An 11,574-nucleotide genomic window follows, 5' to 3' on the forward strand; every position below is an offset into this window, starting at 1 on the left:
TTCGACATGCGAAACTTTGTCAAAGTTGGAAAACACAAAAAGGGATGCTGTTTGCATCCCTTTTTAAACCAATATAAAAAAATGAATTTATTTAATCCAGCCAGCGCGGGTCTCCAATTTGGTTGTCGATCAGGGTTTGGTTTTTTACTGTAAAATCACCACTTGCTGCATTTACAAATTGCGGATCTGCTGTAGTTCCTGAGGCATCGATTTTATTTAAAGGAATCGCTGCATCCATAAAACTTGGGGCGTTGTAATAATAGGTTTTACTAAATACCGGTTGAACTGTATTTGCTTGATTGGTATAAATCGCAGTTGTCCCTGCTATCAAAGTATTTTTTACTGTTGAAGCATTATCTAAGAATCTAACATATAAAATTCTTTTTGGAGCTGCAGTATTTGATACATTATACAATGTACATTTATCAATTAAAATATTGGTTACTAAGCCTGTTCCAGACAAGTTAGCAGCAGCATCGACTCTAATAAAATCACGAGCTGTAGAGCAACTGTCGAATGTACTGTTTTTAAGCACTATACTTGCGACGTGGGTATTTCTGAAATCGATAAAATCAGCACCAACATTTGTATTTACATTTTTAACGATGCTGTTATCAACCGTAAATGATGCCAATTTTGCGTTTGTTACATTAGCAGCAATTAAGGCACGAGTATAGTCATGGATAATACTTTTGCTGATTAAAATATCTCCATAAGTTGATACTGCCCCGGCAATTGTTATTACGGCTGCATTGTTCAACCCTGTTCCATTCAAATCTAAATCTACTAATGAAAGATTTGTAACTCCCGGATTGACTGTAAACTTGACATTTAGTTTTGGCTTATCAGCTGTTTTTAATCCTCTTATAATAAGCGACTTATTTAAAATTATCTCACCGGTAGTACTAAAAGTTCCCGGCATCAGTAATAATCTTGAACCTGCAGGTGCGGCTGCAATGCTTGCTTCTAAATCATCTCCCGAATTCACTACAATACCATTGGTTATATCAATTCCGGTTGTAAAAACTGCAGTTCCTCTTGTTTTGGTTCCGTTTAGTAATGTTGCTGTATAGGCTGTTTCACCAGTAAGTCCGTCTACGATTGCAGCTCCTGCCGTTTTTTCTGCAGGTGTTATAGTGTGAATGATATTACCCGGAGCAACAGAAATTTGTGTAACGTTGCTATTTGGTGTCCATCTCAAAGTAACAAATTTAGCATCGATATCAGCATCCTGAACCGGGAAGAAAATTTGCTCAGAAAGTGTAGTTGCCGTAGTTACTGACCATTTTGAATCTTCCAATCCTGTTGAACCAACTGCTTTTACTCTTATCGAATAAACTGTTTCTCCTTCTAAAGCTACCTGTATTGGTAATTGTGCTGGTGCAACATTTATGGTTTTAAAAATGGTTTTAAATTCCGGATCATCTGCACTAAATTCTACTATATAATGATCTACTGTATTATCATCTTCTTTTACAGTCCAGTTTAATTCGACTGTAGTCTGATTTCTGACTTTTGCAGTTAAACCAATTGGAGAAAATTCCCTGCTTACCTCTAAGGTATCTACAACACCTTCATTATAACTTTCACAGCCCGAAATAACAGCAGTCAGCAGTACTGAAGCTATTAATCCTTTTATTATATATTTTGCTTTCATAAACATAATGCCTTATAATTAATAAATAATTGTGAGAGATTAATAACCGTAATCGTTAGTCAGTTTACCATTACTTCCGTCAATAAACACCTGCCAGATTGGCCAGAATTGTCTGTTATCAGGATTAACACCGGCTTTATACAAACTATTGATTTTTGTATCTGCGGCGGCACCTGTCCATGTCCATGCAATAGAAGAATAAGCAGCTCCCGGATCAACAGTTTCTCCACGGTTTAATCCGTAAATATCTAAGCTGACATTATCGGCTTTAAATTTATAATATAAAGTTGATGGCACTGCGGCATATTCGCCTAAACGCTGTGATAAGTTTGCCATTTTAACTTTGGCTTCGTCCAGTTTAGTTTTAAGAAGATTCCAGCGAATAAGAGCTTGTTTACGTTCCATTTCTCCGGTAAACTCAAATTTATTTTCTTCTACTAATGCTCTAAACATAGCATCTTTGCTTGTTAAGGCATTTACGTAAGCATCAACTTTTACAGCCTGAACTGCTGCCGGAAATGCTCTTCTGCGGATTTCTTTTAAATACGGAGCGGCTGCACTTGGCCCTTCTAATTCATTAGCTGCTTCTGCCGCAATTAAAAGAACCTCAGCATAACGCATATAAATTTTATTTACACCATCATCATTTGATGAAGTAACCCTGCGAGTCATCCATTCGTAACGGTATTTTCCAAAATACCAAGTATTTAATGCCCCTAACTCTTGTTTGGCAATATTGTTTACGGCTGTGCCATATTTGTAGGGAACACAAGTTACATCCCTTCTTGTATCTGCCTGATCGTAATCGTAAAAAACGAAAGGCAGCGGTCCGGCTGTTCCTCCACGATTTGGACCATTGGCATGAAATTGATCGTTTGTCGTATGACGAACTGCAAATGTAAACAGCATACGGCCTCTTCCTTCTGAAAATGGAATTTCCCACAGCGATTCTCCGCCTGCTATTAAATATTCCTCATTGTATTTTTTCCAGAATGTTTCAAATGAGGATTCTAAATGAGCAGATCCACTTTCAATTACCGAACGGGATTCTGCCAATGCCAATGCATACATATTGGCAACAGAAAGCTGCGGATCTGTACTTCTTCTTACTCCGTCAGGATATTGCTGATAACCGCTTGCTGCCATTGCTAAACGGGCACGAAATCCTTTTACGAAAGCTTTATTAATTCTTTCTACACTGCTTGTTGCAGTAGTTTCTCCAGGCCATGGCACTAAGGCTGCAGCTTCGCCTAAATCTTTAAGCAATTGTTTATAGATTTCGTCACGGCTTGTTTTTCCTATGTAAAGTGTTTCATTTGTTAGAGGTTCAAATCGGTACGGAACATCTCCAAAGGCTTTTATCAAATCAGCATAATAAATAGCCCTCAATGTTAAAGCCTCACCTAACAAATATCCTAAGTCTGATCCTGGTGTTGGATTACCGTAAGTACGTAAACCGCGAACACAAAGATTGGCACGCTCAATTCCGGAATACATCATTGCCCAGGTACTATTGGATAAATTCATTACAGAATTATTTGGCTTTGCATCATAGGTACATAAATCTGATCCGTCACTTACAGTCTGAGAAGAATTATACCATTCTACATCTGTATTTAATCCGTAATAAGGAAGAAAACGACCTCTGTAAGAGTTGGTTTCTCCAAACGGGATTTTAATTCCGTCTATTGCACCTGCAGCTAAATCCGGGCTGGAAAAAATAACTGATTCATCTAATGTTGATTGTGCCGGGGCATCTAAATAGTCATCTGAGCAAGAACAAAAAAGACTTGCAACAAACATTCCTGCTAGTAATATTTTATGTTTCATCTTGTGAAAATTTTACTGAATTAAAAATTAAGGTTTAAACCAAATATCAACTGTCTGCTTCTTGGATAAGCCGAATAATCAACCCCCGGAGTCAGTGGTGTATTTCTTCTTGTCGAAGCTTCAGGATCTGGCCCCGTGTATTTAGTCCAGACAAAAACATTACTGGCGGTTAAGTAAAATCTTAACTTAGAAACGCCTAAAGCAGAAGTTAAATCATTTGGTGTAGTATAACCTAAACTTAAAGTATTAAGTCTCAGGAAAGACCCGTCTTCAACAGCCCAGTCACTAAAAACATAACGCGGCATATAAGGAGACCACATTGTAGTATTTGCATTTAAGGCAGTTAACGCCGCAGGATCTGTTACTAACTGTCCTGTGTTTGGATCAAAGTTTGTCCATCTAGTTCCGTCGGCCATTTCAGAATTTAAATTTCTATACTGCCCGTTTGGAACTGAAGTAGAAAATTCAACTTTATTGGCATTGTAAACATCATTTCCAATGCTGTAGTTAAACGCCGCAGAAAGATCAAATCCATAGGCATTTGCATTCAGCACAAAACCACCTGTAGTTTTTGGGTTAGCATTTCCTATAACCGTAAGATCGTTTGCATTTACTTTACCATCACCGTCAATATCTTTCAATTTCATCGCACCTGGTTTCATAGGGCCTACAATTGTAGTACCATCTGCGACCCCGGTTTTTAAAGTATAAGTTCCTGCATTATAGTTGAAATCGGATACTTCGTAACGTCCGTCACTTTTATATCCATACATTACACCTATCGACTGGCCTACATTTACTAAATAATCATTTCCAATAGCGGTAGAAGCCCATCCAGAACTTACACCAAAATTATTCATTACACCAAGTGAGTTAATTTTATTGGTGTTGAATCCAGCATTAAACGATAAGCTTACACCGTATTTTTCTCTTTCAATTAGGTTAAGGTTTAAAGTTGCTTCAACTCCGCTGTTTTGAACTTCACCCATGTTTCTGTACTGATAATCATATCCTCCAGAAATTGGGAAGTTTATTAATAAATCTTGAGTCGTGTTTTTATAGTATTCTACTGATCCTGTAACACGGTTTTTGAATAAGTCGAAATCTAAACCTAAGTTTTGTGTAACAGTAGTTTCCCATTTTAAATCTGGGTTTGCCATTGTTTTAGAAGGTGCCCAGTAATTATCGACACCATTAATCCATGTAGATGTTGTAGATGTAAAACTCTGAACCATTTGTCCTGTTGGGATATTATTGTTCCCTGCTTCACCATAACTTACCCTTAATTTAAGTAAATTAACCCATGAAGCATTTTTCATAAATTCTTCCCCCGAAATTTTCCAGGCTGCCGCAGCTGCCGGAAAAAATCCCCATTTATTATCACCTAAAAATTTACTTGAACCATCGGCACGGTATGTTGCTGTAAAAAGGTAACGATCTTTATACTCGTAATTTACACGACCAAAAAACGAAAGCAATTTATCATCTGGAAAATAGAAATTATCCACAGAAACCGGTGTTCCCTGAGTCGTTAATTTTTTTGCCTGATCTAAATCAAATGTTAATGGATAACCATGAATTGCGGTGTTTACCTCATTTCTTTTGTATTCTATAGATTCTTCACCAAAAAGTAATTTTAAAGTATGATTTTCTCCTACTAATTTTTTCAAATCATAGTTAAGCGTATTTGCATTTCTAAAACGAGTATCTTTTCTGTCTCCCAATATCATAGCAGGCATACCTTGTCTTTCTGCTGCCGGATTATTTTTTACGTAATAAGTCGAACGCCCAAAATAACGATAGTCTAAATAATTATAGTTATCCAGACCTAGTTCTGTTTTAAACACTAGATCTGAGGTAAGTTTCCATGAAAAACTCCCCAGCATATTAAAGTTTTTTCTAAACTGCTGACGATCAGTATCAGCAATTGCTACAAAAGGATGTGTCAAATTTTCCGAAACTGCTTCATCTGTATCATCAGTAGTTAAACCCGGAACTGGAATTGGAGCATATCCCACAACAGTTTTTAAACGGGAATCTGCAGATGAAACCTCATTTTGCTCATTCATTCCCCCGCCATTAATTTCAGTATCTGAATAACGTACTGTAAAACTCAAATCGACTTTATCAGAGGCTTTACTGTTTAAAGCCAGCGACAAGTTATTTCTATTAAAATCTGACCCGTTCATGATTGCTTTTTCATCATAATGAGCATAATTGAAATTATAGCTCATTTTCTCTGAACCGCCGCGAATAGATAAGTCACGACTTTGAACTTCGCCTGTACGTCCAAAAACCTGTCTTTGCCAGTCATTACCTTTCATACCTTTGTACATATCATAATCCTGCCATGATCCAAAATATTTCTCATAAGAGCTCAGGTCTGTATTATCCTTAAGCAAAGCATACTCATACTGCCATTTCACGTAATCTTCAGGAGCTGTAACATCTATAGTATTGGCTATTTTTTTCATGCCATAAAACATATTATAGTTTACGGCAATTTTACCATCTTTACCTTTCTTTGTAGTAACAATAACAACTCCATACGCACCTCTCGAACCATATATAGCGGTAGATGATGCATCTTTTAATATTGTCATAGTATCAATATCAGAAGAAGAAATGTCATTAATATTGTTTACCGGAAATCCATCTACTATATATAACGGAGAAGCATCTTGTGTTAAAGAACCGTTTCCACGAATTCTAATCTGTATATTAGAATCTGGCGAACCTTCAGAAGAAGTTACCTGAACCCCCGCTATACGTCCCGTTAAGGCTTCTGCTACGTTAGGAACAGGAATTTTACGCATCTCATTTCCAGAAAATGTAGCCACTGCACCCGTTAAATCAGATTTTTTTGAAGTTCCATATCCAATTACAACAACTTCGTTTAAGTTGTTTGAATCTTCAGACATAGTTGCATTTACTTTAGTTTTTCCTTCTGTTGAAACTTCAATGCTTTTAAATCCTATAAAAGAAAAGCTTAAGACCGCTTTTGGATTGGTTAATTTTAATTTATAGTGACCGTCAAAATCAGTAGAAGTCCCGTTCTTCGTTCCTTTCTCCAGTACATTCACTCCTGGCAAAGAAAGTCCGGCTGCATCTTTAACGGTTCCTTCTATTGTTGCTGACTGAGCATGCGCTCGATTGCTCAACAGCAAGCACAATAAAAAAACAACTGCAAAGCAATAATTTGCCTCCTTGTTTAATAAATCTTTAAAATTCATGGTTGATTGTTTAAGTTAGTAAATTGTTTAAAGTGGTTTTTGTGGTTTCTTTTTTTGCTTGTAAACCCAGTCTTTACCAACAATAACAAAGACTCAGATTGTACACTATTTTGGAATTTTAATTATTCTTTTTTGTAAGAATCAAAATTTAGATTACCGATATTAAAAAAGTTGTAATCGATTACACAAACATAGATATTTTTTTAATACAAAAAATTAAAATTCATAAAAATTTCATAAATAGAATTGCATATCAAAAATAAAACGGCTTTTTTATACGACTTATGTAATTTTATCGATATATAAATATTAAATATATTATCGTAATTCAATGATTTGTTAGGATTTTTTCTAAAAAAACAATCGATTACAAGCTTACAATTTAAAATATTTTTAAGTGTGTTTTTAACATTTATTTTTAATATAAAAATGATTTTAGGTTTTTAATTGATGAATATTTTAACAAGTTTTTTATTTAAAAAAGAAATTCATAATTTAACTTGTGTACTTCAATTGCACCAATTAAACTTCACTAAAAACTCTAAACAATTCCTAAAACAATTTTTGGCACAAAAAAGAGGCTGTCTCAAAGTCGAGACAACCTCTTTTTTATTCGGATACCTATCGGAGAAATTTTCCATTTACGCGATTCTCAACAGTTTGATTTTACTTTTGAGACAGCCTCTTGATGTTTATAGAGATATAAAATTTATGCGCTTTGAAGCCTCAAATCGTTCCTGTGTATTTTTATTAATGTCACGGTTATCAGCATTCCAATAATAGACATTCCAACCCCGATAAGATTTGGAGATTCATAGCCATATCCGGCAGTCAATGGTAATCCGCCCAGAAAAGCTCCAAGGGCATTACCAATATTAAAACTTCCCTGGAGAGAAGCCGAGGCAATCATCTCTGCTCCTTTTGCAGTTCGTATCATCAACATTTGAATTGGTGCAATAACCGAGAAAGAAATAGTACCCGTCAGGAAAGTCAAAAACAAAGAAATATATTGATTTGATGAAAAAAAGTAAACCAAAATTAAATCGATTGACATGATAAACAACAATGCTAAAGTTGTGGGTGCAGGCGAATATTTATCTGCCAGTTTTCCTCCGGAAAAATTTCCAACCACCATACCCAGTCCGGCCAGAATTAAAATATACGAAACATCGCCTTCGCCAAATTTCGAAACATTAATTAATAGCGGCGCAATATAACTGATCCAGGCAAATAATCCTCCAAAACCAATAGCAGTGATTCCGATAATTAACCAAGCTTCTGTTCTTTTAAAAAACCCTAATTGTTTTTTCATATTTACCGTTTCGCCTTTTTCTAACTTTGGCATCCATAAAGAAATAAGCAAAAAGGTTAACAGACCTACAACGGCAATTAATACAAAAGTATAACGCCAGATAAAATTATGACCAATATAGGTTCCAATAGGAACACCAATTAAATTAGCCAGGGTTAAACCCGAAAACATAATAGCAATCGCCTGTGCTTCCTTTCCTTTATCGGCTAAACGGCTTGCGACTACCGCACCCACTCCAAAAAATGCTCCATGCGGTAATCCCGATAAAAATCGCGAAGCAAATAAAAAATTATAAGAAGGTGCAATAATCGAAAGTGCATTAAAAACCGTTAACATTAAAGCTAAAATTAAAAGCATTTTTTTAGGCGGAAAATTTCTTCCAAGTATTACTAATAAAGGAGCTCCAATAACAACTCCAAGCGCATAAGCAGAAATTAAATATCCGGCAACCGGAATACTGACTTTCATATCTGAAGCGATATCAGGAAGCAGGCCCATCATCACAAATTCGGTTATACCGATAGTTAAACCTCCAAACGAGAGTGCAATAAGACTTTTTTTCATTTTGATTTGATAAGAAAGGGAAAGACTTTCTACGGTACAAATTTAACACCATTAAACAAGAGAAAAGTTGTACATTTACAACATAAACTTGTAATAATAAAACATGCCGAAATTAAATCAATTTGAAACTCTTGTCATTCACGAGTTCGAAGATGAAAAATTTCATCTGCCTCCGCATACGCATACCTATTACGAAATCATATATATAAAGAAAGGAAGCGGTGTTCATCACCTCAACAATAATCTTCTTCCATACAAGTCTGGAGACTTATTTGTGATTTCGCCAGAAGACGAGCATTATTTTGATATTAAAAAATCGACCCGCTTTGTTTATATCAAATTCACTGATAATTATTTTAACTCTAAACAAAATTTAACCTGCGATGAATTTTTAATTCACACGCCTGAAAATTTTATGCGGGATAAATTATTAAAGGAAACCGTTTTAAAATTAGATGATCCTTGCAAAACGATTCTTAAAAATACAATCGAAAACATTACGGCTTATAATTGCAAAACCGATGTTTCAACTTCGCCTATTATCTTTTATCAGATTCTTTCGATTTTTGGTGTAATTAAAGAAACTATTAAATGTATGAATCTGCGAATGGAATCGACGCATATCGATAACGAACAAATTGCCACTTATATTCATCAGAATATTTACAATCCGAAATTGGTACAGATAAAAGTTATTGCCAGTCATTTTAATATTGCCGAAACTTATTTTAGTGCTTATTTTAAGAGGACTTTTTCTATCAGTTATCGTGAATACATTAATAATCTGCGAACGACTTTAATCGAAAAACGTATTCATAACGACAAACTTTCTATTAAACAAATCGCCTACGAATTTGGTTTTACTGATGAAAGCCATCTTTCGAATTATTTTAAAAAGAAGAAAAACATGAAACCGACTGATTTTAAGAAAACATAAAATTTGAAATCTTAAATAAAGAACAGCTCTTAAAAAAATTATCTAAATTTGTAATTCAAAAGCTTTTACATTGAAGAAAAACACACACATATTATTTTTCATTTTAACCCTTGGCTTCTTTTTGATGTCCAGTTCAGGTTATGCATGTGGAAAATCTTCTGAAAAAACTTCGTGCGAAAAGAAAGCTTCTTCTAAAAAAGAGAAAACCCATTCTTGTCAGGAAGATTGCTGTAAGAAAGGTCATAATTCTAAAGATCAGCACGGCTGCAGTGGAAAATGCGATCATTCGAGCTGTACAACTACTACTTTGCAATTTAGTCTGCTAACCACAAACGAATTTGAATTCGAAAATAATCTCTTTAATTTCTCATCTGAGAAATCTATATCTTACTATAAAACTGCCGGTATTTCTGATGGTTTTACTTCTATTTGGTTAATTCCTAAAATAAACTAAATTCTATTTCTGACAGCCATAATAATGTTTTGCCGCTAAGGCACAAAGGCTCGAAGAAATATAAAACTTTGCATCTCTGCGACTTTGCGAGATTAAAAACATCCTAAATTATTTAACTTCAGAGAAAAATTACATTCTCTATCAAAATTTACATACAATGAAAAACTTAATATCAACTATAGCAGCAATAATCACATTATTATTTATTGCAAACACGATTCAGGCAAATACAATAAAAACAATAGAAACAGCAACTGAAATCGCTGATTCAAGTCAGTTACAATCTGTTTATGATGCTTATTTTAATGTAAAAGATGCTTTAATTAAAAGTGATGCAAAATTAACTTCGGCGAAAGCCAAAGATTTATTAGACGCGATTACTGCTATAAAAATGGACAAATTAAAAACTGACGAACATACAGCCTGGATGAAAGTGGTAAAAAAATTAACTGCCGATGCCAAAAGTATTTCGACTTCAACAGATTTAAAAAAGCAGCGTGAGACTTTTAAATCGCTTTCAAAAAACACATATACCTTAATTAAAGTTTCAAAATCAAACGAAGTTGTTTACAAACAATACTGCCCAATGGCCGATGCTGACTGGTTAAGCAAAGAAAAAGCAGTTAAGAATCCGTATTACGGTTCTTCGATGTTAACTTGCGGAAACGTGGTAGAAACTATCAAATAAATATGACGCTCTACATCAAAAACATGGTGTGCGCCCGCTGTAAAATGGTTGTGAAGTCTGAGTTTGAAAAACTCGGACTTCAGACTATTTCTGTAGAATTAGGCGAAGTCGAACTGCAAGATGATATCAATGATTCTCAGAAAGAGATTTTGCTTAAAAACCTGCAGACTTTGGGTTTCGATTTATTGGATGATAAAAAAACCAAAACCATCGAGAAAATTAAAAATCTTATTGTCGATTTGGTTCATCATAAAAATAGCGAACTCAAAGTTAACTTATCTGATTATTTAGCAGAAAACCTAAATCAGGATTATAATTCTTTAAGCAATCTTTTCTCAGAAATTGAAAATACAACTATCGAAAAGTATTTTATCAGCCAGAAAATTGAGAAAGTAAAAGAGTTATTGATTTACAACGAACTATCTTTAAGTGAAATTGCTGATCTTTTAAATTACAGCAACGTAGCGCATTTAAGTAATCAATTCAAGAAAATTACGGGTTTTACACCTACTTATTTCAAACAGCTGAAAGATAAGAAACGTATTCAGATCGAGAATTTGTAATTTATTTTAACCGCAAAAGCACAAAGGTTTACGCAAAGTTCGCAAAGATTGTAAACACAGCCAATGGTTTTAATCATTGGAATACAATAAATTTATCATAACATATGTCCCCAAGGTTAAAACCTTGAGCTATGTTTTCTGACAAAGTTAGCAAAGCTTTGCGAACTTTGCGTTTTTTATACATACAGCATATCAAAAATTCCTTGCGCTCTCCTATGTTTGTCAAGTTAATTTACGATGAGTGATCGTTATGTTTAAATTTGCAATAATTAAGTGAAAAGGAATGAGAGTCCATTGGCGCCTAAATAGTTCAAGAAACATATTCTCGCAAAGAAA

Annotated in this window: 8 protein-coding genes; 4 read left to right on the forward strand and 4 right to left on the reverse strand. The window is 34.7% G+C overall.

What is annotated here, in order from left to right:
- Positions 1-91 precede the first annotated feature (91 nt).
- From LUU93_RS18900 to LUU93_RS18915, 4 genes are all read right to left on the reverse strand, one after another.
- Complete coding sequence (locus tag LUU93_RS18900; protein WP_232682705.1) at positions 92-1,657, reverse strand: DUF5123 domain-containing protein; 1,566 nt, start codon at positions 1,655-1,657, stop codon at positions 92-94.
- A 39-nt stretch (positions 1,658-1,696) separates the two neighbouring features.
- Entirely contained in the window at positions 1,697-3,487 is a 1,791-nt protein-coding gene (locus LUU93_RS18905) for a RagB/SusD family nutrient uptake outer membrane protein (protein WP_232682706.1), read from the reverse strand.
- Between the two features lie 20 nt (positions 3,488-3,507).
- Positions 3,508-6,720: a SusC/RagA family TonB-linked outer membrane protein gene (locus tag LUU93_RS18910; RefSeq protein ID WP_232682707.1), complete on the reverse strand. Its 3,213-nt coding sequence runs from the start codon at positions 6,718-6,720 to the stop codon at positions 3,508-3,510.
- Positions 6,721-7,429: 709 nt separating this feature from the next.
- A complete protein-coding gene (locus LUU93_RS18915; RefSeq protein WP_232682708.1) occupies positions 7,430-8,596 on the reverse strand; it encodes an MFS transporter in 1,167 nt (388 codons plus the stop codon).
- 103 nt (positions 8,597-8,699) lie between these two features.
- On the opposite strand from LUU93_RS18915, the gene LUU93_RS18920 reads away from it, so the two are divergent.
- The 4 genes from LUU93_RS18920 to LUU93_RS18935 all read left to right on the forward strand — a co-directional run bounded on the left by LUU93_RS18920 (position 8,700) and on the right by LUU93_RS18935 (position 11,238).
- Complete coding sequence (locus LUU93_RS18920; protein WP_232682709.1) at positions 8,700-9,533, forward strand: AraC family transcriptional regulator; 834 nt, start codon at positions 8,700-8,702, stop codon at positions 9,531-9,533.
- Positions 9,534-9,603: 70 nt separating this feature from the next.
- Complete coding sequence (locus tag LUU93_RS18925) at positions 9,604-9,987, forward strand: hypothetical protein (protein WP_232682711.1); 384 nt, start codon at positions 9,604-9,606, stop codon at positions 9,985-9,987.
- A 157-nt stretch (positions 9,988-10,144) separates the two neighbouring features.
- A complete protein-coding gene (locus LUU93_RS18930) occupies positions 10,145-10,675 on the forward strand; it encodes a DUF3347 domain-containing protein (protein ID WP_232682712.1) in 531 nt (176 codons plus the stop codon).
- Between the two features lie 2 nt (positions 10,676-10,677).
- Entirely contained in the window at positions 10,678-11,238 is a 561-nt protein-coding gene (locus LUU93_RS18935) for a helix-turn-helix domain-containing protein (RefSeq protein ID WP_232682713.1), read from the forward strand.
- Positions 11,239-11,574 lie beyond the last annotated feature (336 nt).

Origin of the sequence: Flavobacterium soyae (assembly GCF_021245985.1) — a bacterium.
GTDB classification, from domain to species: domain Bacteria; phylum Bacteroidota; class Bacteroidia; order Flavobacteriales; family Flavobacteriaceae; genus Flavobacterium; species Flavobacterium soyae.